General features: G+C 43.4%; 24 protein-coding genes and 1 tRNA gene. 11 read left to right on the forward strand and 14 right to left on the reverse strand.

The features are described from left to right. The first annotated feature begins 269 nt into the window (after positions 1–269). Positions 270–464: a hypothetical protein gene (locus tag JGK16_RS15820; RefSeq protein WP_293179331.1), complete on the forward strand. Its 195-nt coding sequence runs from the start codon at positions 270–272 to the stop codon at positions 462–464. A gap of 93 nt (positions 465–557) precedes the next feature. Here the strand turns inward: JGK16_RS15820 and JGK16_RS15825 are convergent, their stop codons facing one another. Next, positions 558–1706: a glycosyltransferase family 2 protein gene (locus JGK16_RS15825; protein WP_293179334.1), complete on the reverse strand. Its 1149-nt coding sequence runs from the start codon at positions 1704–1706 to the stop codon at positions 558–560. 731 nt (positions 1707–2437) lie between these two features. Here JGK16_RS15825 and ggt point away from each other — a divergent pair. The 4 genes from ggt to panD all read left to right on the forward strand — a co-directional run bounded on the left by ggt (position 2438) and on the right by panD (position 6735). Then, positions 2438–4165: a gamma-glutamyltransferase gene (gene ggt / locus JGK16_RS15830; protein ID WP_293191294.1), complete on the forward strand. Its 1728-nt coding sequence runs from the start codon at positions 2438–2440 to the stop codon at positions 4163–4165. Between the two features lie 434 nt (positions 4166–4599). Continuing rightward, on the forward strand, positions 4600–5529 hold the full coding sequence (locus JGK16_RS15835; protein ID WP_293191296.1) for a choice-of-anchor L domain-containing protein: 930 nt from the start codon (positions 4600–4602) through the stop codon (positions 5527–5529). 458 nt (positions 5530–5987) lie between these two features. Further along, a complete protein-coding gene (locus JGK16_RS15840; RefSeq protein ID WP_293203255.1) occupies positions 5988–6113 on the forward strand; it encodes a hypothetical protein in 126 nt (41 codons plus the stop codon). Positions 6114–6291: 178 nt separating this feature from the next. Next, positions 6292–6735 carry an aspartate 1-decarboxylase gene (gene panD, locus JGK16_RS15845; RefSeq protein WP_293179342.1) on the forward strand — a complete coding sequence of 148 codons (444 nt, stop codon included), beginning with the start codon at positions 6292–6294 and terminating at the stop codon, positions 6733–6735. A 122-nt stretch (positions 6736–6857) separates the two neighbouring features. Here the strand turns inward: panD and JGK16_RS15850 are convergent, their stop codons facing one another. The 5 genes from JGK16_RS15850 to JGK16_RS15870 all read right to left on the reverse strand — a co-directional run bounded on the left by JGK16_RS15850 (position 6858) and on the right by JGK16_RS15870 (position 10807). After that, positions 6858–7022 carry a hypothetical protein gene (locus JGK16_RS15850; RefSeq protein WP_293203258.1) on the reverse strand — a complete coding sequence of 55 codons (165 nt, stop codon included), beginning with the start codon at positions 7020–7022 and terminating at the stop codon, positions 6858–6860. A gap of 373 nt (positions 7023–7395) precedes the next feature. Continuing rightward, positions 7396–8358 carry a pentapeptide repeat-containing protein gene (locus tag JGK16_RS15855; RefSeq protein WP_293191300.1) on the reverse strand — a complete coding sequence of 321 codons (963 nt, stop codon included), beginning with the start codon at positions 8356–8358 and terminating at the stop codon, positions 7396–7398. Between the two features lie 108 nt (positions 8359–8466). Then, positions 8467–9315, reverse strand: a complete 849-nt coding sequence (locus JGK16_RS15860) for an alpha/beta hydrolase (RefSeq protein ID WP_293179348.1) — start codon at positions 9313–9315, stop codon at positions 8467–8469. Positions 9316–9501: 186 nt separating this feature from the next. Beyond that, the gene (locus JGK16_RS15865) at positions 9502–10230 is read right to left on the reverse strand and encodes a DUF3120 domain-containing protein (protein WP_293179350.1); all 729 of its coding nucleotides are present in this window, start codon (positions 10228–10230) and stop codon (positions 9502–9504) included. Beyond that, on the reverse strand, positions 10223–10807 hold the full coding sequence (locus JGK16_RS15870; protein ID WP_293179353.1) for a hypothetical protein: 585 nt from the start codon (positions 10805–10807) through the stop codon (positions 10223–10225). Before JGK16_RS15870 ends, JGK16_RS15865 begins: the two co-directional genes overlap by 8 nt. 484 nt (positions 10808–11291) lie before the next feature. On the opposite strand from JGK16_RS15870, the gene JGK16_RS15875 reads away from it, so the two are divergent. Continuing rightward, positions 11292–12494 carry a ferrochelatase gene (locus tag JGK16_RS15875; RefSeq protein WP_293179356.1) on the forward strand — a complete coding sequence of 401 codons (1203 nt, stop codon included), beginning with the start codon at positions 11292–11294 and terminating at the stop codon, positions 12492–12494. A gap of 257 nt (positions 12495–12751) precedes the next feature. On the opposite strand, the gene JGK16_RS15880 is transcribed toward JGK16_RS15875, so the two are convergent. Further along, complete coding sequence (locus JGK16_RS15880) at positions 12752–14695, reverse strand: HEAT repeat domain-containing protein (protein WP_293179359.1); 1944 nt, start codon at positions 14693–14695, stop codon at positions 12752–12754. A 129-nt stretch (positions 14696–14824) separates the two neighbouring features. Further along, entirely contained in the window at positions 14825–15208 is a 384-nt protein-coding gene (locus JGK16_RS15885) for a hypothetical protein (protein WP_293179362.1), read from the reverse strand. A gap of 221 nt (positions 15209–15429) precedes the next feature. Between JGK16_RS15885 and JGK16_RS15890 the strand changes: the two genes are divergently transcribed. Beyond that, complete coding sequence (locus tag JGK16_RS15890) at positions 15430–15564, forward strand: hypothetical protein (RefSeq protein ID WP_293191304.1); 135 nt, start codon at positions 15430–15432, stop codon at positions 15562–15564. Positions 15565–15652: 88 nt separating this feature from the next. On the opposite strand, the gene JGK16_RS15895 is transcribed toward JGK16_RS15890, so the two are convergent. The 4 genes from JGK16_RS15895 to JGK16_RS15910 all read right to left on the reverse strand — a co-directional run bounded on the left by JGK16_RS15895 (position 15653) and on the right by JGK16_RS15910 (position 18352). After that, the gene (locus JGK16_RS15895) at positions 15653–16012 is read right to left on the reverse strand and encodes a hypothetical protein (protein WP_293179368.1); all 360 of its coding nucleotides are present in this window, start codon (positions 16010–16012) and stop codon (positions 15653–15655) included. 34 nt (positions 16013–16046) lie between these two features. Beyond that, positions 16047–16409, reverse strand: a complete 363-nt coding sequence (locus JGK16_RS15900) for a papain fold toxin domain-containing protein (protein ID WP_293179371.1) — start codon at positions 16407–16409, stop codon at positions 16047–16049. 70 nt (positions 16410–16479) lie between these two features. Continuing rightward, a complete protein-coding gene (locus JGK16_RS15905) occupies positions 16480–16887 on the reverse strand; it encodes a hypothetical protein (protein WP_293179374.1) in 408 nt (135 codons plus the stop codon). Between the two features lie 208 nt (positions 16888–17095). Beyond that, the gene (locus JGK16_RS15910; protein ID WP_293191306.1) at positions 17096–18352 is read right to left on the reverse strand and encodes an aminotransferase class V-fold PLP-dependent enzyme; all 1257 of its coding nucleotides are present in this window, start codon (positions 18350–18352) and stop codon (positions 17096–17098) included. Between the two features lie 299 nt (positions 18353–18651). Here JGK16_RS15910 and JGK16_RS15915 point away from each other — a divergent pair, with 299 nt between their 5' ends. The 4 genes from JGK16_RS15915 to JGK16_RS15930 all read left to right on the forward strand — a co-directional run bounded on the left by JGK16_RS15915 (position 18652) and on the right by JGK16_RS15930 (position 22505). Further along, complete coding sequence (locus tag JGK16_RS15915; RefSeq protein ID WP_293191308.1) at positions 18652–20463, forward strand: TM0106 family RecB-like putative nuclease; 1812 nt, start codon at positions 18652–18654, stop codon at positions 20461–20463. A gap of 111 nt (positions 20464–20574) precedes the next feature. Then, positions 20575–21657: an esterase-like activity of phytase family protein gene (locus tag JGK16_RS15920; protein WP_293203261.1), complete on the forward strand. Its 1083-nt coding sequence runs from the start codon at positions 20575–20577 to the stop codon at positions 21655–21657. A gap of 56 nt (positions 21658–21713) precedes the next feature. After that, positions 21714–21787, forward strand: a tRNA-Asp gene (locus JGK16_RS15925). 58 nt (positions 21788–21845) lie between these two features. Then, on the forward strand, positions 21846–22505 hold the full coding sequence (locus JGK16_RS15930; protein ID WP_293179502.1) for a Uma2 family endonuclease: 660 nt from the start codon (positions 21846–21848) through the stop codon (positions 22503–22505). A 46-nt stretch (positions 22506–22551) separates the two neighbouring features. Here the strand turns inward: JGK16_RS15930 and JGK16_RS15935 are convergent, their stop codons facing one another. After that, positions 22552–22761, reverse strand: a complete 210-nt coding sequence (locus JGK16_RS15935; protein ID WP_293191312.1) for a hypothetical protein — start codon at positions 22759–22761, stop codon at positions 22552–22554. Positions 22762–22861: 100 nt separating this feature from the next. Continuing rightward, a complete protein-coding gene (locus tag JGK16_RS15940; RefSeq protein ID WP_293179508.1) occupies positions 22862–23344 on the reverse strand; it encodes a thiol-disulfide oxidoreductase DCC family protein in 483 nt (160 codons plus the stop codon). Positions 23345–23515: the final 171 nt, after the last annotated feature.

Raw genomic sequence — 23515 nt, forward strand, 5'->3', positions numbered from 1 at the left:
AGCCGACTCCCTTGGGTGAAGCAGGAAGCAGACCCTTCAAGAGCAATCTTGATTGAATAGTGAGACTTGAGAAAGTTTAGCTAAGTTTTGTGTAGCAGAAACAGAGTTGGCTAGGGAATAGTGGGAAAATTTGGATTTTAGCCGTGTTTTCCGCTACTTAGTAGCTAGGCTGTTGATTTATACAGCCGTACTGCGCTTATTTACCTATAGCCAATATAACAGGCTGGAAGCCTGAGTGGGATCAGCCTAGCGGGGGGAAAACCCTCAATATGGGTATCGCAGCCGATTTGACAGCTAATTTTTTTGGCGAATTCCCCTCTGTTCAATCCTTTGAGGGCTTTTGTCAGGGCGATCGCATTTTAGAGGGCCTATGCAAAGAACCAATTTTTATTAACAACTCGACTGATGCAGAGATTGTCCACCAGTCGAGTTGTCAACAAACAGGCGGCTATTATCTACCCTAGAAGTCGAATCTCTAGCTGAGTCCAGTTAACTGTTCAGCTACTGCTAGAAAGTGGCAGAGTTCGGTAGGCTATATGTAGCAGCCCAATAGCTAATTAGTCAAATTCTTGATTTAATCGCTTCTGATATTTCATCCACTGAATTTTGTGTACAGTGGCTTGAGGGTTCAGCACTGTTGTGGCAATTCCGTAAATTAGAGTAGGCAAAATCTCACGATTTAACCAGCTTTCTCCGGCTTTTCTCATGAAGCGAGTTGCCACAATCTCTCTTAACTTATTGAGTTTTTTTAACGGCGACAGATTTTGGAAAAAGATTTCTTGGTATTGGCTCAAGGTTAACTCTGATTGACCGCGAATTCTGCGTTGCTGGTTTTCTTTAACGCAGTCTATCGCTAGACGCTTGTTAAACCAATATTTATCGGTTAACGAATTGCCCAAAACTCGGTAGTTTCCTAAGGGCATCTTTGTGCTTAGCATCCCGTGCTTTTGAGCTAGTCTGGCCATCAGTTCGGTATCTGCACCTACTTTCCAGTCGTCTAAAAATCCTCCGATTTCTAGGATAGCTTCTCGTTCTACTACTAAAGCTGTAGGAAAAACCCAAGGAAGCGCGCCGTTTTCTTGAACATCCTGCAATTCTTCCCGATTTGTGGGATACGTGGGAATGTAGCTGACTTTCTCGCCTTCCTTGTTGAGATAGCGGAGGGCGTGACCGACTGATTTAACTTCTGGGTGTTTTTTGAGGAGATTCAAACATTCTTCTAGTTTGTTTGGTTCCCAGGTGTCGTCACTGTCTAAAAATGCGATAAATTTTCCGGTTGCTGCTTCGAGCATTAAATTTCTAGATTTGTAAGCTCCTAGGTTTTTCGGATTTTTGTAATACTTAATTCGCGGATCTTGCCCCGCCATGTCAGTAACTATTTTGTCGGTGCCGTCGGTGGAACCGTCATCAATCACTAGGATTTCTATATTCCGGTGAGTCCCCTGGAGTGCGGAGGCGATCGCTTCGCCTATAGTGTCTTTGGCGTTGAATGCCGGCATGATGATGCTAACTTTTTCGCGGGAAAAATTTGTGCTAATGGCAAGTGATGCTGCTTTTCTGACAATCCTGGGTGCGAGAATAGTGGGCGACGCAGTTTTGAGTTTTCCTGTGTTTAACTTGTTATCGATTGCACCTCCCATATCTCTATTCTTGATGTTTTTGAGATTAAATCCGGGGATGAATGCGCCGATGTTGTTTGCGTTCATAAAGCTTGATGGAGATGTTTATTTGAGATGATTGTTTGCTTCAATAGATTCCGATTAACTAACACTCCGGACAGTTTGGTAAACTGCTCACTAAAACTTTTTGTTTTTTTAAGTTCAAGGATTGCGCTTTTTTTTAAAGTTGGGTCTACGGCCTGACTTTTAAAAAAGATCCAGCCTATTACCAGAAAGAATTGGTTGAAAGCCGTAACCCCGATCGGGAGAAATTAAAATCAGACTATTCATTACTCCAATCCTCTGACTTAAGGGTAGAGGTCGCTCTCAAACTGTCAACTGTCAAGCGGTCAACTGTCAACTGTCAACTGTTGAAGTAGATAGGACTTTGAGCCTTAAAATAACCCAAAATTTTGCTCAGAATATTTGTTAATAAAAAATTAATAATTAATGTAGCCATAGTAGCACTCTTCCCACTCGGCTGCAACACTTTTGGCTATAAGTTTTTTTGATAATGCTTAATATTTCTGATCATTTAAATTACCATGTAGTGTATTTAACAATTACCCTACTGAACATATTTGAGTTTGAGTAAACTTGTGGCTGTTAATGATTCTTCGCTGAAGTGAAATTAAATCTATGTCTTTAGGATGATGTCATTTAATTGTCACTGTAATATCTCCTAAGAGAGCGGGGGGAAATGTTTTCAAAGTTAAGCAATAAAGTGCGTATCTATACTTGTTTCATCACGGTAATATCTACTGACAAAGCGGGGAGAAATGTTTTCAAAGTTAAGCAATAAAGTGCGTATTTATACTTGTTTCATCACGGTAATACTGTTAGGTGGGTGCCACCAGCAGCTACAGCCAAACTTGCAGCAGCAGCGCAGCAAACAGGTCATGGCAGTTTCGGCTCACCCCCTGGCGAGCGCCGCGGGGCTGAGCGTGCTGCAACAGGGAGGCAATGCGGTGGATGCGGCGGCTGCTACGGCTTTGGCGATTTCGGTGGTGGAGCCTTTTTCGGCGGGTATCGGCGGCGGAGGTTTTTTGCTGCTGCGACGGGCCGAAACGGGGACTGTGCAAGCGCTGGATTTCCGGGAACGATCGCCCAAACGAGCAACGCGCGATATGTACCTGGACAAGCAAGGTAAGGTACGCAAGCGGGCAAGTCTGGACGGGCATTTGGCGGCGGGCATTCCGGGTACTGTGGCTGGACTTTATACGGTGCACCGCGAGTATGGTAAGTTACCTTGGGCGCAGGTGGTGGCTCCGGCGATCGCCCTTGCCCAAAAGGGTTTTCCAGTAAGTTCCCGCTTCACAAAGGCTACTCTGCAACGAAAGGATGCGATTAACAAGAATCGGGCGGCACGGGATATTTTCACTCGTGGTGATGTTTTATACCAACCGGGGGAGGTTTTGGTGCAGCGAGATTTGGCGCGGACATTGCGACAAATTGCACAAAATCCCCAAAGTTTTTATCGCGGAGATATTGCGCGGGCGATCGCCACCGACATGGCTAAAAATGGTGGCATTATCACTCTCGAAGACCTGAAAAACTATACGCCGATTTGGCGCAATCCGGTTTGTGGCAAGTTTCGCACTTACGAAATTTGCGCGATGTCGCCTCCCTCTTCCGGTGGCGTTCATTTGTTGCAAATCCTCAATATTCTAGGCGATACCGATCTCAAGAGTTTGGGAAGGAAAAGCCCGGATGCGCTACATTTGCTGGCGGAATCGATGAGGATTGCCTATGCTGACAGGGCCGAATATTTGGGCGATCCAGATTTTGTCAGCGTACCTGTCAAAGCTCTGACTAACAAAAATTATGGGAAATTTCGCCGATCGCAAATCGAAATTTCCAAAGCCAAACCTTCGAGCGAAGTAAAAGCTGTTGATGCTAAAACTTTGAGCCGCTTTGTGTACGAGTCGCCGGAAACTACGCACCTGACGGTAGTTGACAAAGAGCGCAATGTTGTTAGTTTGACGTTTACGGTGAATGGAGGTTTTGGGGCTGGGGTTGTGGCGGCGGGTACGGGAATTTTGCTCAACAATGAGATGGATGATTTTGCTGCTGCGCCGGGAGTGCCGAATTTGTTTGGTTTGGTGGGCGGTGAGGCAAATGCGATCGCCCCTCTTAAAACTCCTTTATCCAGCATGACACCGGTTATCGTGACGGAAAATGGCCAATTTCGCCTTGCTGCGGGGGCTCCTGGAGGCAGCACGATTATTACCACGGTTTTGCAAATTGTCCTCAACCTGTTGGTTTACGACATGAATGTGGGCGAGGCTGTGTCTGCTCCCCGGGTGCACCATCAGTGGCAGCCGGATCGCCTGATGGTGGAACGCGGAGGTTTTGAGGCTGGGACGCTTGAGGAGTTACGCAGGCGGGGACACCAGATTGTCGAACGTGACGGCTGGGGAAATGCAAATGCGATCGTCCTGACTGATGACGGTTGGTTGGAAGGGGCTGCCGATCCGCGCGGGGAAGGAGAAGCAAGGGGGTTTTAGCGATCGGTGATTAGTGCTGTCCCCGCTCGCGAACTTTCTCATCAGTCATTTGTCATCAGTCATTTGTTTTGATATCAGGTGGAGTCGATCGACCCCACTCGATATCAATTGCGGATTTACCCAAAAACCCCGGTTTTTTATTTTAGCAAAATCTTTTGTCAAGGGCGATCGTAAACCTCATAAAAACCAGGTTTCTTGGGTATCCTGTGCCTACTTCCTCAAATTATTAGTCTGTGTACGTATATTTTGGTATTAGTATTTTATCCTGAAGTTTATTGATTGAATAATTGCTAAGAAATACCCAAAATATTAACCATCCAAGCCGTAAAATTACGTAGATGTAAAGTCATTGTAAAGGCACTAGACATTGATGCTTATCTAATGTAAAAATGAATTTAGACATTAAACAATCTTAGTCTTTTAAACAAAAATATATGATAAGTTATCACAAAATTGCTGCCTTAACAGCTACCTTGACTGCTGCTCTGAGCTTTTTGGCATCACCAGTAATGGCATTTTCGGTAGGGGCAACTAATAACACTGAGATTTTGAAAAATAATTTGTTAGGAAATAACATAGCAGGATTGAGTGATTTCTCTGTTTTAATTACCGGAAATCAGGCTGCCTTTGGTACTTTTATTAATGACCCTTTTGGTTTGCAGTCAGGCGTTGTTCTCAGCACTGGCAAAGTCACCAATATACCGGGCCAGAATCGGAAAGATAACCTAATGACCAACGGCAGCGATTTAAACACGGACTTTGGAGTAAAGGGCGAATCTGGGGATTTAACTCAGCTAGACCTCAGATTTTTTGCTGACGACACTGCTGAAAAATTGTTCTTTGAGTATGTATTTGGTTCAGAGGAGTTTCCTGAGTTCGGCGGTTCTGAATACAATGACGATTTTGAACTGTTGCTGAATGGTCGTAATTTGGCAAAATTGAGCGACGGGAAAACAGTTACGATTAATAATCTCGTTCCCGATCCAAATAATCGCTCTACAGATCACTCAGACTATATTAACAACCCAAGTTTGATGGGTATTGCTGCTAACATCATTAAGCTAGACGGTTTTACTAAAGTTTTAGGGTTTGAGGGTTTGCTCAAGCAAAATCAGACAAATGTTCTCAGCATCCGCATGAAAGATGTGGGCGACGGTAATTTTGATTCGGCTGTATTTATTAAAGGCGGTTCTGTGGGAACGATCAAAGCTGATACAATTCCCAAATCGGTGGCTGTATTGATTAAAGACAGTTCTGTGGAGACGGTAGAAGCTGAGCCAGTTCCAGAACCGATGACGGTCGGAGGTTTGATGGCGGGAGGTGCTATGCTGGCTGCTGGACGAAAGTTGCGTCGCCGGAAATAATCAATCACGGAAGCGTTCAATCAAAAAAAATCAAGATGGTTAAGTATGTAAAATTATTAGTTTGCAAACCCAATCAATTTCCCAAGTTTTGACATAATAATTGTGAGAAAAGCCTCCCCCAAAAGCCTAAAAAGGTGAAAAGTCAGATCCAACTTGCAGTACATCTCTTGGGGGAGATTTTGGGAATGGAAAATTCGCTGCCGGCTATAGATCAATACGGTTCACTTAAGATGGTCCGAAGAGAGGAACGAAGCATAAGCCCTAGCCCTTTCAGGGCAGCTTCGCCAACGGGCAGGCACGCGCCAACCCAGTATCTATTTTTCATGAGTTTTCCCTCTTGTCATATCATTTCCGGTTGCACTCCTTATGATATAGAGGAGACGGCAGTGCCGTGTCCCTACCGTGATTAATCGTAGGGACACGGCACTGCCGTCTCCTAATTTCCGTTAATAATTCCGATGCAACAACTAACCCCAATCAAAACAGTTACAATTGAGAGAGAATTCCCAGCAGGTACTTCCCTCAAGCGTCTGAAAATCCAAGAATTTGACAATGACATGGAAGTATTCCAGGTAGTGCTGTGAAGGAAAGGATGGAGTAAGCTACTCTTAGAGAGAATTGTTTGCTATTGGTTATATGACAGTAGAAATTCTTCAATTTTAGATTCGAGACTCAAGTTCAAGCTCCCAGATTTAATGCTGCAAGTAAATCTAAAATATAAAATACAAAATCGACTGACATATACAGTACAGGAAAAAAACAATGGCTAGAATTAGACTGATGCACGCTAAGCTACATGGAGTGCGCGTAACCGATGCAAATGTTAATTATGTAGGCAGCGTCACCATTGACAATGAATTGATCGATAAGGTGGGAATTCTGCCTTTACAGGAGGTGGAAATTTGGAATGTTAGCAATGGGAACCGCTTGTCAACCTATGTGTTGCCAGGAGAGCCGGGAAGTGGTATCATTTGTCTCAACGGTGCAGCATCTCATTTGTGCGATCCTGGAGATTTTGTAATTATTGCTGCCTATGAAGAATGCGATCGCGCTGAGGTATTTCGCACCGGGCACGAGGCGCGAGTAGTAATTGCCGATGAACACAATCGTTGTAAAAAGTTTTTCTACCAGACTTTAGTTCCCTGCGAGGGCAAACTTTTGTTTCAATCTGAGACAACCGAATTACCACCAACCACGAATTCCTAACGTTTTATCACAAAAAAAGTAGGACTTACGCATGGGAACCCAGAAACCGGGTTTGTTACCGATATTAAAGATTCCCAGCGAATATTTTCGTGAAAAAACGCGGTTTGTTCCATCGGAGGGCTTCAACAGTTGACAGTTGACAGTTGACAGTTGACAGTTTGAGAGCGACCTCTACCTATAAGTCCGAGGATTGGAGTAATGAATAGTCTGATTTTAATTTCTCTCTCGAAGGCGGGCGGGCTTTCAACCAATTCTTTCTGGTAAGTCCCGAAGAGGATTTTTGGCATCAGCTATGAAATTTTTGGATCGAAACAATGAAATGCTGTTCTTTCAAGTTTTGAACCCATTTCCTTTAATGAGTTTTATCGGTTGGTATTACCTGTCTGCGAGCAAGCAGCAGATGAAGAAATCGGGATAAGATTCAAACATAAAGGTAATACTAAAGTGTGCAAGTTAAATGTGGAACAGCTTATAATTTGACATAACTTAACCGCTATAGGTTCGTAGTGAGGACTTTAGTCCTCTCAATTTGAAGAGGACTAAAGTCCTCACTACGAACCGATTTTATGGGGGTTGTTTTAGGTGACACTATCTAAGTTGGGAGTAACAATTTGCCGAAACTAGATTTTTGGCTTCAGAATTGAGGAAAAACTCAATCCTTTAACTGTGTACGGTACCGTCGGGCAAGATTGTACCTGTTAATCTAGCTCCTGTGAGTTTTACCATGACGCGATCGCCATAACCGATTTTAGCACCCGTCAAATCCGCACCGCTCAAGTCTGCACCGCTCAAATCCGCTCCGATTAAATTGGTTTCTCTCAGGTTGGCATTAATCAAACAAGCTCCTAACAGGTTAGCCCTAAACAAGTTAGCTTTTTGTAAATTCGCACCTGTGAGGTTGATGTTGTGGAGAAAAGTATCGCTTAAGTCGGCTTCACTCAGGTTTGCATTGCTCAAGTTTCTCCCTGAAAAATCCTTTTCTTTTAAGGAAGCTCCTTTGAAGTTGGAACCGCTCAAATCGGGAGCTTGCGGCGCAGCTTGTCGGTAAGATTGAGATGGCTGCGGCTGTGGCGATTGGTAGCGGGAGGCATCGGAATAAGGCCCCGTCGGATTTGGAGCATAGTTTCCACCATAATTTCCCGCATAATTACCAGCAGGTTTTCCTGAATAGGGTTCGGAAGAGTAGCGTGGCTCTTTTGGCGTTGCTGGTGGTGGCTGGGTGTTTCTGTACTGAGTGTTTTGTGGCTGGGTATTTTGTTGTTGGGTGTTTTGATACTGAGTATTTCTGTACTGGGTGTTTTGTTGCTGGGTGTTTTGATACTGAGTATTTCTGTACTGGGTGTTTTGTTGCTGGGTGTTTTGTTGCTGGGTGTGTTTGTGCTGAGTATTTTTATGCTGAGTGTTCTGATTTTGACCTCTTGGCTGAATCGATCGCAATTGTTCCCGAGCTTGATTAATTTCCTTAATCTTTTCTTCAGCTTTCTGGAGTAGTCTAGGATTATCTTTAGGGATGCGATCGGGGTGCCAAATGAACGCTAAATCCTTGTAAGCTTGAGTAATTTCTTCTCGGGAAGCTCCCGGTAATAGTCCCAGCACTCTATAGTATTGATCGAGGTCGTTCATATTACCACCTTTCGCTTTAAGAAATTAGGAATTAAAAATTAAGATCGGAGCAAAAACGGCTATAAAAGCTTGTTTGTCCGATCGTACATTGGATGAACTATAACTCAGCTAAGCTGCTGCTGGCAAAAAGTCTCGGATTAGCTGCAAATATGTTGCGGCATCCTCCAGCATTGGAAAGTGAGCTGTATTGGGAATTATAACAAATTCTACTTTTTTGCTGAGGGAGGCTGCTTGTTCTCCCATGGCGGCGGGGATAATTTGATCGAATTCTCCAGCTACCAGCAGTGTGGGCACACTCAACCGTGCAAATTCCTGGGGCATTTCCTCGGCTGCTCTTTTGCTAACTGCTGTCACCATTGTACCGATCGCAGCTTCCTCGTCTGCCATTAAGAAATCCTTGAGAAATGCTAAACTGACGGCTGTGGGGAGAGATTGGCGCAAAAACCGAGCCATAAAGATGCGATCGGCAAACGGAATAGCAGCCAGCCAAGACGGGCGAAATTTGACTACATAGCCGCCGAATTTATGAAAAGTTGTGAAGGCTTTCTCATCGTATTCAAAAATGCCGCTGCAAGTGAGAATGGCTTTTTCTACTTTTTCGGGGTAAAGGTTGAGAAATAAAGTAGCAATAGATGCTCCTGTAGAGTGAGCGTTGAGAAAGACGCGGCTTAAATTCAGAGCTTCTAATAATTCGGCTAAGTCGCGGGCGTAGGTTTCGAGCTCGTAACTGGACTCAGGAGGTGATGGCGGTAAGGGCGATCGACCAAAACCTCTCATATCGTACAGCAAACAATCAAAGTCATTGGCGATCGCCTGTGCAGTGCTTTCCCAGTAGCGGGCTGAGCCAGCCCAGCCGTGGAGAAATACCATAACTGGTTTGCCGCTGGGTTGGGCGCTATTGTCTGCTGTTATCCACTCGTAATAATGTTCTACACCGCGAACTGAAATGAAAGACATGATATTGATTTTAGATTTTAGATTTTAGATTCTAACTCATAATTGTTCACTAAATACCCAAATTCCCGACTTCTTAAAGAAGTCAGGAATCTCAAAACTACATTTATCCAAAAATCTGCGTTAATCTGCGTCAATCCGCCCACATCTGCGGTCAAAAATCATACACATAGAAACCAACCATAAAGCTTAAGCTGCCGAAGCGGCCAACCAGAATAAACCATCTACTAACAGCGTGCTAAAAACTGCTCCGCTGAAGGCGCGCCAGTGTAATTGACGATCGCGCAAACTGATCAAACCCACAGTCAAAAGTACAGCAATTAAAACGATCGCACAACCAATACCCCAAGGAGTGTCAATTTGCCCGATCGCACTTTGGAAAATCGGCATAGCCAATTCCGGTTCCGCGTGCATCACTTGTCTCCAGTAAGGCATCAAACCTGTCAAGTAAAAATATATGTCGGTAATAGCGGTTCCCAGTAACGAACCTAAATAAAAATATGCTCCAACTTTCCCCCAAGATTTACCCAAACACCAAATCGCAAATGGCAAACCAATTGCTTCTATCGGTAAGTGCAAAATTGGTTCCCATCTAAACCAGCCCCAATAAATCGAACCAGCCAGCCAACATCCGGCAAATCCCAATAATAAGTCTCCCCAAAGTTGAGTTTTTGGGCGGAAAATTAAGATTAAACTAAGTACGAACCAGGGGATAGTTGATAGCAAACTGATGGTGGGATACAAACGCACTAATGGTGCTTGCACAAAGACTGGAATTGAGACTAAAAATGCTGATGCGCCAAATACCAACCACTGCTGAATGCTCTTGCTTCTATCTGAAGAAGATACAGGATTTTCTATGCCGGTAAAAGTAGCAGTAGATGCGATCGCCGATGATAATAAATTAAAGTTAAACAACTGATTGGACTCCGTACTGTTTCAATAAGTGAACTAAAAATGTTGCTGCGGTGGCTGGTTTCGTCGTCTCGATGCGATCGGCTGTTTGACTGATTTGCCAACCTTGCGCGGTTTGGGGCGATCGCCACAAATCTAAATGTTCAACGGGGCGATCGGCATAAAAACTGTCTTCACCGCCACCGAGAATAGCTGAACTCCAGTGTGTAAAGCTATCGTGGCTGATCCGGTGAATCGGGAAATTGCCCCCCAGGGGTACTCCCCAACCGTCCAAAGCAATGAATGCAGCGACTTTCCCGCCGATTTGTTGCCACATCCACGCAGCCCCGATCGCCCCGGCTACTCCAGCCGAAAAACTAACGAATACTAGACTTTCTCCTGTCAACTCTTGACTGCACAAAAAGTGGAATATGTCAAGGGCTGAAAAAGGTGGCTGTTTATGAGCTGGGAAAATCTTAACAGAGTAAGATCTTTGGATATTTTGCCGAGGTTCTACGTTTCCCCAAACTTCCGAAAGTCCCTCTAGGAAACAATCAGTGAGTTTTGGGTCGTGGATTCCGGGGCAAATTACCAGTCTCATTGTGCTTCAATAAAATTAATCAAGAGCTTAACATAACTTTACTTTATTGTACACCATAACTAATTATATGCCATACGGGGGGATAGGATATTAAACTCATGATAGCGCAAAGTTTGAAGAATATCCCCCCAAAATAAACGCTGGGAACGCTGCAAACCTGCGGAATCCGAGGCAAGGCGAAAGAGTCTTAAGAAAACATAAAACTTATCCCCCCTAACCCCATTCCCTGTCAGGCTGAATAAAGTCTGATTCTAGTTCTAGTCACCCTACGAGTTTCGGGTCGGAACCAAAAAACCGATTCACGACTGACACTCATCAACCCGGTTTCTAGGATAAATCAGAGGTTTAGCCCGGAATTATCGGTGCAGAAACCGGGAATCAGCCCAGCGCGCGCAACTCGTGCGATCGCCAACAATCAAAAATCTCAGATCCACTCTTCATCCTGTCTGGATCTCTTAGAATAAATAAAATTGAGGAATACAAAGTGGTTGCTTCTCCAGAAAAAATTGAATTCAAAACATCTGCCGCACCGGCAAACAGCGATCGCGTAGCCGTCTTGCTGATGGGTTACGGCGAAGTCGAAAGCTACGACGATTTTGCGAATTACAACGAACAAGCTTTAAACTTACTGACGGCAAAGTTTGCGCCAGTACCAAATTGGATTTATCCGCCACTGGCGAAGATTTTGGCAATTTTTGACTTGCACGAGTGGAGTCACCAACACGGTAAATTCGTGTCGCCCCACAATGCAATTTTTGAACAACAACGGGCGGGGATTGAACAGAATTTGCAGGAGAAATGGGGCGATAAAGTAAAAGTGTTCAAAGCTTTTAACTTTTGCGCGCCGTTTTTGCCGGAACAAGTAATCCCGCAAATTAAAGCAGAAGGATTTGACAAAATTCTGATTTATCCGCTGTTGGTTGTTGATTCTGTTTTCACTAGCGGGATTGCTGTGGAACAGGTAAACAATGCTTTAGCACAAACCTTTGATGGTAAAGAACATTGGGTAACAGGACAGCGTTATATTCCTTCTTTTTACGATGAACCAGCTTACATCCAGCTAATGGCGGATTTGGTTGAAGAGGAAATTAAAAACGATTTAGCTGTAGCACATTTGCCTTCTCAGATTGGGATTGTGCTGATGAATCACGGTTGTCCGCACAAGGCGAAGGGCTTCACTTCGGGGATTGTGGAAAGTCAAGCTTTGTACGATCGCGTGCGGGAACGTTTGATGTATCGTTATCCTTTGATTTCGGTGGGCTGGCTGAATCATGACACGCCGCTGATTGAATGGACTCAGCCGGATGCGACGTTGGCTGCGAAGAATTTGATTGATTTGGGTGCAACTGCGATCGTGTTTATGCCGATCGGATTTGCGACAGAAAACCACGAAACTTTGTTAGATGTAGACCACATTATTGAGGGTTTACAGAAGCAACGTCAAGGAGTTACTTACCGCAAATTGCCTTGTGTTAACGACCATCCTGAGTTCCTGAAAATGGCGGCAGAGTGGGCAAATCCTCAAATTGAAGCGTTGTTGAGTGAAAGTGCGATCGCGGTTAATCCGAATTTGGTGGTTCGGGATCACGTGCATTCTCATGGGGATCATGGGCATAATCATGGGGATCATGGGCATTCTCACGGCGATCATGGGCATAATCATGGTGGCCACGGGCACAATCATTAATTAGGATCTTAGAAACCGGGTTTTTTGCGATAATACTGCGTTGAAGACGACAGATTCGGTAAAAACCCGGTTTCTTTTTTTGTGGGAGTGGGTAAATCGAGATTAATTTACCCACTTTGGTGTTTTTAGGGAAAGGGCGATCGGCTTTTTTATCAGATTTTCTATGCTTGCCAGACATATGCTTAGTCGCTAAACTGTAGATATATCTTTTAAAAAAATCCTTAGAGTGTTCACACTAGCTATAAAATCGAAGTGTATCAACCTAAATAGGAGAGGCTAAACAATAAATAATACGAAAAACTATTGATGGTATTCTTTGTTTTTATATGTACTATTGCACTTTCAATAGCTTCGTCCAATGCTTGTCCCCACCAAAGCATCACTGCATTAGCTGGTTTTTGCTTGGCTTCTTCAAGAGCGCTTAGTGCTTCAGATGCTCCTATATCACTTAGTGCCCAAACCGCAGCAGCTCTTGTTACAGGATGTTCATGATCAAGAAATGCAACCAAAGGCATAACTGCCCTCTTGTCTCCAATATCTGCTAATGCACGCATGCAAATCCATCTCACATCCCCATCCGTATCTCTCAAGCAATGAATTAGAGCATCAACTGCTTCGCAACTCTTCAAAAGTTTTAAGGACTTTGCTGTGATCCATCGGATATTGCATCGTCTATCCTGTAAATGTATCAGAAGTTCTGAAGCCATTTCTGTATTCTTCGATATTCCTACTAACCAGATGCCAAAAGCTTTTATGTTTTCAAATTTATCTAGCTGAATTAGATATTTACCAATCAGAATTATTAGCCGATTACCTATGAATAAATCTGTTTCACATAAATCAACAAATCGTTGTTGCAAGTTTTTATTCAGCCGATGGTTATTTTCTATTACTTGTTGTCTAAATTCTTTAGAATAGCGTTCTTCACTGGCTAACATTGCTGCACGAGCTAATACGTCTCGTTGACCTGGCATAGTAAATATTCCAGTGATACCAAGCCAACCATACATTATATTTTTGATGAATTTTTCTGGTTCTTTAACAATATCTGCTGCTATGATAATAACTTCTTTCCATTCGTTATTACTAATTTGGGGTGATATATTACCTCCTGAGTCAAAAATTTGCGTGAGTTTAACGGCTGCAAAATATTCTTGAAATGCTTGATGATTCCACTCAATTTTTTGACTGGTTACTTGACGTAAAAATCCATGTAAAAGGATTTCTTCCAATATTTCTTGTGATGAATATTTTATATTTTCTGTATTCTGATTATGCGATTTTGCATAGGTAGCAAATATAAACATTACAAAATCGTAAGTTGCAGTCACTATATACCCATCCTTGAGCATTTCAAATGCAAGACTTGCCAAAAGCTGGATTTTGAGTTGTATGCAGTATTTGTTAGGTCTACAATCCTCTCTGTCTTGGAAAACATGATCGACAAATTTCTTAAATATACCTCCTTTTGATAGATAGGTTCTTTCTTTTGTTTGCTTAAATATTTGAATTGTCATCCAAAGAAGTAAAGGATTTCGCAGTATATTAATAGGTGAATTTGTGCTTTGAAAATCTGATTTTAAATTAAATCCTGTTATTTCAAAAAATCTATTAGTATCTTTTTTATCTAGATAATTTTGAACAAAAACTATTTGTTTTTTTGCCGTCAGACATTGTATAGTAATTGAACTAATTTCTTTTTTTATTTTTGTTCGGAAATCATGAATTCTGCTCGTAAGATAATATTTATTTTTTGGGTATTTATGGATAAACGTTAAAATATTACGCTCAACACCAGATTCTCGTAGAAACAAAGGAATTTCGTTTATGCCATCCAAAAGTACAGTGAAATGTCCATTTGACAGCATTTTACAGAGGATACTATTTGGTACAGACAAACCATTTTGTGAAAGACTTGCATCCAGAAGTTCTAAGATATCATTTTTTTGACTCAACAAAGACAAAGGAACATATACAGGAATTGATGAAAATGCCTGATAGTCCAAAATCAAACCACACTCCCGACGTAGAAGCTCCAAAAGTACAGTGGTCTTTCCAGATCCAGCTTCACCAAGTATTAAAAGTTTTTGGTATTCATTAATGAAATCAAAAACTGGCTTTTCAATGGATACAGAGACTGAGGAATCGTTACTGAGCTTATTTGTAATTTTAGGATCTAAAGAAGTGACTGGATCTACCAAACCTTGCAGTGAGATATACTTCCCACCCCACATACTCTCGTAATAGTTGGTAGACCATTTGATAGCATTAGCCGCATAGTTTACTATCTCTTCTTTCGATATTTCTGCGAGCGGTTCTGGAAACGTCAGTCAGAAATTGAAGGAAGGATTATTAACAGTGCCTCCTTGTACAACCATCCCAATTTTTTCTGCTAATTTTGCAAAATTATAGATGCTAGTCGCTTGAGACTGAACAGCGCCTGCTACGGCTTGAACTGCTTGAGCAATTTCTGGATCTGCGTTTGCCGCGTCTTCTACTTGTTGTTGAATAAGAACTACTTGCCCACCATCTAAGGGCTGTTGTTCGGCTAGTTCTATGGAAGTTGCTGTGGCTGGAAAGCGCTCCTTGAGTAGTCGCACTAACTTGCCACCCTGCTCAAGTGCCTTCTCCCCAATCTTTTCACCTGTCTTTTCAGCAGCTTTCGTTATGACCAAGGTTGCAAGCGCTGTAGCTGTCAATGATACAGGTTCCATAATTTACAGTTTGGTAGTAGTTTGTATCCAGTCTAGCATACGATCTTCCGATTGGCATTGCCAATAGTAATAGCCCTACATTTTGTAGCCGCTCAATAATTTGGGGTAAACCGCTAAGTGACGAGCCTCAAACGAGAGTAAAATCGCTCCCTACAATGAAGCTCAAGTTAACGAAGTTTTCGCTTTTTATGCAGCTCACTCTCAGGAAATAGACGCATCTATTGCCGCCGAGCAAATTATCGAAGCCGATCGCTCGTCGGCGATATTCGCTTGAGGAGTTGGTTGAGCCGATCGCACCTGAAAACATTCATAATGAGATTGATAGTGGAGTTGCTGTGGGTAATGAAGTTTGGTGACACGCTCGAATTATGGTGACAGTGCGAAACTTGGGAAAAAAACCAGGTTTCTTCGATCCGGCATTGAGCGCCAAAATTTGACAATTGACTATGCAGTTTTGACATTACCGACTTTTTCCTTAACTTGCGCTACTTCTGAATGGTTATCTCGCTGCAAAAACTCATCAAGCAACTCATAAAAACGATAAAATGCTCGTTCTTCATTGTTAGTATAAAACTCGATTATTCTTGCCCATGAACCTGATGTTGATACTTCATATCGCTTTTGCAACCAGGGTTGAAAATCGCCATAAAATTGCATTTCCTTTTCTGTGGGTTCAAATCCCAACTCTTCTCTAGCCGTTCTATAACCGACTATAAACATAAAAAGATCGCTTGCAGAAGCCCGTCCGATATACATTCCTGGTTTTTTATGAATTTTATTCAACATCTCAAAAAGTCCGCTCATCTCAATAGTCTCCTTTTTTTTTCAATAAACACTTTTATAAACTGTCTAATTCTTCAACTATAAACTCTCCTCTGCGACAGGAAAAATCATTCACCCAATCTTCTCTAGACAGTCCCTCAGTTGACAAATTATCAAAAACTAGCCCGCGTAGTTCAACTCCGTAGTGAGTTCCATTCGTTGTAATAGACTCATTTGTACCTTCCGATATTTCTAAGCGTGTACTTAAGATAAATTCTTCTCTATACTTAGTTTTGAGCTTGAGTAACTTACCCGCAATTCCATTTTCTGCTAGCCATTTTAACACGGCTTGGGCACACAGGTCACATTTAAGGATATCGTACTGGCTGACGATCGCACCAATCTCTCGATAAATCTCCTCATCGGAAAAATCGCTCACTTTCCCTCACACCCTCTAAAATCTTCCATCAAAATCGATCGCATTCTCAGATTGCAAAGGACGATCAATTTCATTTTTGATCGAGCATCACTTCATCATCCTCATCCAAGCCGAAATTCTCTGGAACTAATCGCTCGAAGCTATTGCGGGTAGGAAGCTCAGGCAAATCTCCCAGCATAGCAACTGCTTCAGCAAGTAGATTCAGATTCTCTGGATCGGGGTGTTTTTGTGCTGCGCGCACAGCCAAGATGACGATACGCAATCCTCCTCTCATGCGATCGACATCACGGGCTAGTCCATACATTGCTTGAAAGTCATTTTCCTCAATAATCCGGTACTGTCCTGTTTTGGTTTGGAGGGTAGCAATGACACCATTGGCGATCGAACTAAGTGCTTCTGCGCCCTGCAAACGAAACTTCTCAAAGGATGTCCAGTTTGCACCGCTTCGCAACCTAAATTTTTTATTTTTAATCTGCATAGTTTAACCTCCTTACTATATCCTAACGTAAACCCAACGAAAAAACAACGGGTAATTAATTTTAGCTTAAAATAATAGGACAGGACTTACGCAGTCCGACCAAAGAAACCGGGTTTTTCACAGTTTCTGCGACTGTAACCGAGTATTCTCGCAAAAACCCGGTTTCTGATTACCCGTGCGTCCAGGACTATAGATAAACCCACTTCGACTATACTAATTGAATGGCTATTTCCCCAACCAACTTATCAATCTCTGCCTCAGTGGTGAAATAGTGAACGCAAGCCCGCACGCAATCAGGATTCAGAATTGTCCGCACCATAATTCCCTGCTTCTCCAACAAATCGACAAGCTTTTTATGCGGCATCCCGTTAGTCAATCGAAACGAAACCAAACCCGCTTCCGGTGCCGAAGTCCGCAAACATTCTACATGGCTAATTTCCGACAAACGTTCCCAGAGATACTTGCTCAAACGGCAGATTTCTGCATACCTTTCCTCGATTGTACCCCATTCATGTTGCAGGGCGATCGCACTTCGCAAACCCGCATACAAAGGATAAGCCGAAGTCGCAATTTCGTAACGTTGAGCTCCCGGTTTTAAGCCAATCGGTTTAGCATTAGCATCCGTCACAATTCCCCGCCAACCGATAAACACCGGCTGCAAATCTGCCAAAGCTTCTGCACTCACATAAAGTCCACCCAAACCTTCCGGGCCACACCACCATTTATGACCCGTGAAAGCATAAAAATCAACTCCCGACTCAATCAAATTCAAAGGCAAAACTCCCACAGATTGAGCCGCATCAACTAATACTCTGACTTTCTTCTTTGTAGCCAGCAATTCCTCTTGTCCCCCCGATGAAATTAGTGCAAATTCCTCTTGTCCCCCCCCTTGGCAAGGGGGGGTTAGGGGGGGTTCATAGCCTTCATGGCACACTTTCACAATCTCAGTCAGAGGCAAAACTTGGCCAGTATTCCACAAGATGTGACTGATTACCAACAAACGAGTATTCGGCTGCAAATAATTAGCAATTACCGCCACCGCATCGCCCTGATTCAAAGTAGCCACTAGCGGACAAATCGAAACCTCAAGGTTGAAACGGCGCTGCAATTCCATTACACTAGCTACAATGCCAGGGTGTTCTCCGTCAGAAAGCAATAAATGGTCGCCAGGATGCCAATCAATGCCCCACAGAGCAATATTGCAGCCGACGGTGACATCTTCAGTCAGGGCGATCGTTTCGGGAGGGACAGCTAACTCGTTTGCGATCGCACGTCGCGTCAGCATCGCCTCCTGAGCCACCCAAGCACCGATTTCCCCCGAAAACGGCCCCCCAAGCTGCACCCGCTTATAGGCCTCATAAATCGCCTCTAAAGCAGTCTCAGGCAACGGCCCTTGTCCGCCGTAGTTAAAATAAGCTTTATTGGCCAAAGCTGGAAATTGTTGCCGGTGTTTGTCCTTTGTCATTTTTTCTGGGGAATTAATTGATAACGTTAATATTGATAGAACTTACACAATAACCCTAGGAATACGCAACTACGGGGATTGCCTCTACAAAATACTATATATGGACTGTGTGTGCGGCATGACAGATTGAATAAATATTAATGTCAAAAACTTCTCTCAAAAAGCCTTCTTACTTCTATCTTTTACATCCATGACATCTGTTACATCCGTTATATAATCAATCGATTGCCAAACCTTCTATCTTTTACATCCGTGACATCCGTGACACAATCCGTTGACGAACCTTCTGTAAACACTAAATGTTAATAACTGACAAACTACTACTTTCCTATCAACGATGTAATCTCCGAGCATTTTTAGATATATTGGGAGATTGGAAACAACAAGATCCACCAAGTGACTTTTTGCTAAAATTGATGCGAGATAGCTCGACATACCAGCAGCAAACTTTAGAATCCGAAACCTACGAACAACCATATTATCCTAGAGGGGATTGGGCGGCTGGTGCGGCGGCTACTTTGAGTTTAATGCAGCAAGGAGTCGATCGCATTTATCGAGGAGTCCTTTGCCAAGATGAATTAGGTAAAACCAATGGTGAAACAGCTTCTATATCAGGGATTGACGGTCAATATTTGCCAGACATTGGCGAGATTCCCGAAACTTCAGTGCATCTTTCCTCCTCAATCCTGCACTCTTCCGAAATCACTCTCGTCAGTCGCCCGCACTTATTAATCAAACAGCCTGGAGATTCCAATTTTGGTAATTGGAGTTATGCGACAGCCGATATGTGGTTAAGTAAAAAACCAAAACTAGACTATCAAATTATTGCTGCTTTTCATGCGAAAGTCTTAGCTTCCATGCAGGGAACAATGCCCGAAACTGCGTGGCTGATGCTGCGGACAAAAGGGCTTTGGGCGGTGAATCTCTACCAGCGAATGCCTCAAATGTTCCAGATTTTGGATGAGTGCATTGAGATGTTAGAAAATCGGCAGAAACCGGAGGTTTTCATTTCTCGGCAAAAGTGTACTCTTTGCGGTTGGTATACGGCTTGTCACGAGGAAGCCGAATCGATTAAACATCTTTCGCTATTGCCGGGAGTTACGGCTAAGCGATATGCTATATTAAAAGTTCTAGGATTGACTGATTTAGCATCTTTGGCTAATGCTAATTCCGATTTATTAGCGAGTTATCCTGAGTTTGTGGCGGGAGTGGCTGTCGATGTGGTGCAACAAGCGCGATCGACTTTGTTAAATCAACCGTTTGTGCGAGAAGCAGGAAGTTCGGCAACGGATTTTGTAACGGATTTAACGGATGTCAAAGAAGGAAGTTCGGCAGCGGATTATGTAACGAATTTAACGGATGTTAAAGATAGAGGTTCGGCAACGACAGCGGTTAATCAGTTTATCAGAATACCAGAAGTTGCAGGGAATAGTTTAGTAATAGCTAAAATTGAGTCCGTAAAGATTACAGAAAATAAATCTGCTGCACCTTCTATACCTGCGCCGATTCTCCGCAAAAAACCAATTCCTTATTCACAATCTGTCTTTTTGCCGATCGCCCCAATCGAACTCTACTTTGACATCGAAGCCGAACCGGAGTTAAATTTAGATTATCTCCACGGAGTATTAGTTGTTGACAGGTACAACAACACTGAAAAATTCCACGGCTTCCTTGCAGAATCACCGGCTGAGGAAGGTGCAATCTGGGAGCAATTTTTAGAACTAATGTGGGCTTATCCCATTGCTCCGATTTTCCACTTTTGTGACTACGAAGTCAAGACTTTTAAGCGACTGGCTAAACTTTACAACACTCCAGCTTACTTGTGGAAGCCTGTGCTGAAAAGGTTTGTGGATATTCACAAGCAAGTGACGCAGCAAGCGATTATGCCGGTGGAAAGTTACGCACTCAAACCCATTGCGCGCTGGTTGGGTTTTGACTGGCGCGATGCTAAGGCTAACGGTGCTCAGTGTGTCTGTTGGTACGATGATTGGCTCAAAACGGGCGATCGCGATCTCTTGGAGGCGATCGTCCGCTACAATGAGGACGACTGTCGCGCTACTTACATCGTTAAAGATTGGTTGACTAATTTTTTGTTGAGTCAGAAACAGTAATTTTCTGATTGAACGAACCGCGAAGACGCAAAGGCCGCGAAGCAAGAAAGATAAGAAGATAGTAAGATGCACAATTTAGGGAAAATACTTATATTTATTGCCTGTTTTTTGATGGCAGCAACTGTTGCTATTTTTGTCAATCTTTCGGCCCAATCTTTCGCTGTTACCAAAATAGATTTTATCGGTAGGGCAATATTTCCAACAGGTTCTCCCTTTGGGGGGACAGAAATTGGCGGACTTTCGGGAATTACCTATGATGCGGAGAAACAAGTTTATTATGCTATTTCTGATGACCGCAGCAGCAAGGCTCCGGCGCGCTTCTATTCTCTGAAAATTAACTTGGCATCTGGTAAGCTGGAGAAAGACAATATTGAATTTACTGGTGTGACGACTTTATTAGATGAAAACGGTAAAAGTTTTCCCGAATTCAGTTTAGATCCCGAAGGGATAACTTTTACTGGCAAAAGCGTGTTTGTTTCTTCTGAGGGAGATGTCGATCGCCAAATCGCTCCTTTCATCAAAGAATTCTCCCTGGATGGTAAACTGCTCAAAACGCTACCAATTCCTGACCTATTTTTGCCCGATGCCAAAGGTACTAAAGGCATCCGCAACAATCTCGCCTTTGAAAACTTGACTCTAACTGCCGATCGCAAATACTTATTCACCGCCACCGAAAACGCTACAGTTCAAGATGGCGCCGTAACTTCCCTAGAAAAAGGCAGCCCGTGCCGGATTTTGCGGTACGATGCTGCGAGTGGCAATCCAGATGCCTCCTTTGCCTACATCACGGAACCGCTACCCCCTGGTGCCAATCCTGTGGGAAAATTAACTAGCAACGGTTTAGTGGATTTATTGGCGATCGACGACAAGCGCTTGCTGAGTTTAGAGCGCGCTTTCTCCCTGGAAACCGGCACGACGATCAGAATTTTTGAGATTTCTTTGGAAAAAGCCGATCGCATTGAAGCACTCCCAAGCCTCAAAACCCGTATCAGCGAGGTTTCCCCCGCCCAAAAACGGCTGCTGCTGGATTTGGAAACTCTGAAAATTCCCCTAGACAACATTGAGGGCTTGACATTTGGCCCCGATTTAGCCGATGGTACCAGAGGCCTGATTTTGGTAAGCGACAACAACTTCAGTCCCCTGCAAGAGACTCAAATTTTGGGCTTCCAAATAAAAGTTCAAAAAACCTCTTGACAAACGGTGCAGTTATCTGCATAATAGAAGTTGTGCCTGAAACAAAGGCAAAACGAGGGACAGTAGTTCAATTGGTTAGAGCACCGCCCTGTCACGGCGGAAGTTGCGGGTTCGAGCCCCGTCTGTCCCGTTCTCTCGAAAGTTTAGGGTTGTAATAAACTTTTTTCTGGATTAAGCAGGAGGCAAACATGACTGCGACGCTCATTCATCCCTCTCCAGAAAAAACCACACAACGGGTGGTACTATCTAGTATCAGTTGGCAGACTTACCAAAGCTTGTTAGCAGAAGCTGGAGACAACAGGTCTTCGCGGTTTTCATATTTTCAAGAAGTATTAGAAATTATCATGCCATCAGATTTGCATGAAACTGTTAATTGTTTGCTAAAACAGTTTGTGACTACTTTAAGCGATGAATTAAAGTTGAAACGTAAGGGATTTGGTTCGACAACTCTCAATCGTGAAGATTTAAAACAAGGTGCCGAACCAGATTCCTGTTTTTATATCCAAAATGTCGATCGCATTCGTGGCAGAAAAATTAACTTATCAATTGACCCGCCACCAGATTTAATCATTGAAGTCGATCTTACCAGTCCATCTACTAATCGCTTTAGTATTTACAAAAACCTGGGAGTTCCTGAAATTTGGAGATATCTCGGAGAGACTGTACAATTTTTTCAATTTCAGAACGGAGAATATGTAATCTGTGAATGTAGTGCCACTTTTCCGATTGTTTCTTCAGAAATAATCACTCAATTTTTGCAGATGGCCGAGACGGAGGATGATATGACTATAATTGACGCTTTGCGAGTATGGGTGAGGGAGCAGTTGCGATCGCCCGAAAATGAATAATACTTAACTTAATTTAACTAATTCCTTTCTCCCACGGACGATCGACTCAAAGGTGTGGGATAATAAAGGGTCGGAATATCTGATATGTCAAAACCAGGGCGATCGGCACTAGGATCGGAATAGCCACTAGCAGTCCCCATTTACCAAACTTAAGTTTTTGACCGTCCGATTTGAACAGGAAAGTCACAGCGACAATTCCCATGAGTACCCAAAGACCACCGAAGCCCATGAAGACTGTATATCCTGCGTCTTCCATTTTTCCCCCTGCTTTTAGTAGCAATCAATCTTTAATCTTAGTTGCAGTTTGTTTCTGTTGAAATCTGCAAATCGGTCGATCGCACTTACTCAATTTAACTCTATTCCAACTTTGCCCGACAGCGACCTTCAATTTCGCACTCGATCCGCGCAGTTCGATCGCTCATAATACTTGCTAAGTCCGGTCTTCCCGTCAAAGGCAGCCGCCAATCAGCCCAAATTCCGTACAGCCAATTCGCGATCGCCCCAACAATCGGCAACTTAGTCACAGCATAGACCCAACCAATCCCCAAAATCTCGTAGATCCGCCGAAATACCTCAACATTTTTAATTGCCGTACCGTCGGGTAACACCGCGTGAATCCGGCCCATCGCCGTTTCGTAGTCGATTCCGCCGTGGGCTTGGGGGTTGTAGTCATCCTCCGCAATATCCACAAACGACACCAAACCTCGGCCCGCGTCCCGCTTTTTCAAGAAATTGACCTCCCGCACGCACAGCGGACATTCACCGTCGTACAAAAGCTCAATCTGCCAAGATGGCTTAATTTCAACAGATTCGGGAAATTCAGTTTTAGCAGTAGACATAGGGAAATTTATTTTAATGGCGATCGCACACAAACATTTTACCTGAAGACGAGCGGAAAGCCGCTGACTTCAGGCTCAGGCATGGGGATGAACGCGGCCCAGACTTGAGTCGCAAGAGAAACGATTACCAGGCTGTTTCTCGCAGTCAAATTTATACACTAGCACGCTTAT

The organism is Microcoleus sp. PH2017_09_SFU_O_A (genome assembly GCF_020738625.1).
Classification (GTDB): Bacteria; Cyanobacteriota; Cyanobacteriia; order Cyanobacteriales; family Microcoleaceae; genus Microcoleus.

What these genes read in the sequence shown, in the direction of transcription:
- JGK16_RS15820 (WP_293179331.1), top strand. Translation starts at nt 270, where the DNA reads ATGGGTATCGCAGCCGATTTGACAGCTAATTTTTTTGGCGAATTCCCC.
- JGK16_RS15825 (WP_293179334.1), bottom strand. Translation starts at nt 1,706, where the DNA reads ATGAACGCAAACAACATCGGCGCATTCATCCCCGGATTTAATCTCAAA.
- ggt (WP_293191294.1), top strand. Translation starts at nt 2,438, where the DNA reads ATGTTTTCAAAGTTAAGCAATAAAGTGCGTATTTATACTTGTTTCATC.
- JGK16_RS15835 (WP_293191296.1), top strand. Translation starts at nt 4,600, where the DNA reads ATGATAAGTTATCACAAAATTGCTGCCTTAACAGCTACCTTGACTGCT.
- JGK16_RS15840 (WP_293203255.1), top strand. Translation starts at nt 5,988, where the DNA reads ATGCAACAACTAACCCCAATCAAAACAGTTACAATTGAGAGAGAATTC.
- panD (WP_293179342.1), top strand. Translation starts at nt 6,292, where the DNA reads ATGGCTAGAATTAGACTGATGCACGCTAAGCTACATGGAGTGCGCGTA.
- JGK16_RS15850 (WP_293203258.1), bottom strand. Translation starts at nt 7,022, where the DNA reads ATGCCAAAAATCCTCTTCGGGACTTACCAGAAAGAATTGGTTGAAAGC.
- JGK16_RS15855 (WP_293191300.1), bottom strand. Translation starts at nt 8,358, where the DNA reads ATGAACGACCTCGATCAATACTATAGAGTGCTGGGACTATTACCGGGA.
- JGK16_RS15860 (WP_293179348.1), bottom strand. Translation starts at nt 9,315, where the DNA reads ATGTCTTTCATTTCAGTTCGCGGTGTAGAACATTATTACGAGTGGATA.
- JGK16_RS15870 (WP_293179353.1), bottom strand. Translation starts at nt 10,807, where the DNA reads ATGAGACTGGTAATTTGCCCCGGAATCCACGACCCAAAACTCACTGAT.
- JGK16_RS15885 (WP_293179362.1), bottom strand. Translation starts at nt 15,208, where the DNA reads ATGGAACCTGTATCATTGACAGCTACAGCGCTTGCAACCTTGGTCATA.
- JGK16_RS15895 (WP_293179368.1), bottom strand. Translation starts at nt 16,012, where the DNA reads ATGAGCGGACTTTTTGAGATGTTGAATAAAATTCATAAAAAACCAGGA.
- JGK16_RS15905 (WP_293179374.1), bottom strand. Translation starts at nt 16,887, where the DNA reads ATGCAGATTAAAAATAAAAAATTTAGGTTGCGAAGCGGTGCAAACTGG.
- JGK16_RS15910 (WP_293191306.1), bottom strand. Translation starts at nt 18,352, where the DNA reads ATGACAAAGGACAAACACCGGCAACAATTTCCAGCTTTGGCCAATAAA.
- JGK16_RS15915 (WP_293191308.1), top strand. Translation starts at nt 18,652, where the DNA reads ATGTTAATAACTGACAAACTACTACTTTCCTATCAACGATGTAATCTC.
- JGK16_RS15920 (WP_293203261.1), top strand. Translation starts at nt 20,575, where the DNA reads ATGGCAGCAACTGTTGCTATTTTTGTCAATCTTTCGGCCCAATCTTTC.
- JGK16_RS15930 (WP_293179502.1), top strand. Translation starts at nt 21,846, where the DNA reads ATGACTGCGACGCTCATTCATCCCTCTCCAGAAAAAACCACACAACGG.
- JGK16_RS15935 (WP_293191312.1), bottom strand. Translation starts at nt 22,761, where the DNA reads ATGGAAGACGCAGGATATACAGTCTTCATGGGCTTCGGTGGTCTTTGG.
- JGK16_RS15940 (WP_293179508.1), bottom strand. Translation starts at nt 23,344, where the DNA reads ATGTCTACTGCTAAAACTGAATTTCCCGAATCTGTTGAAATTAAGCCA.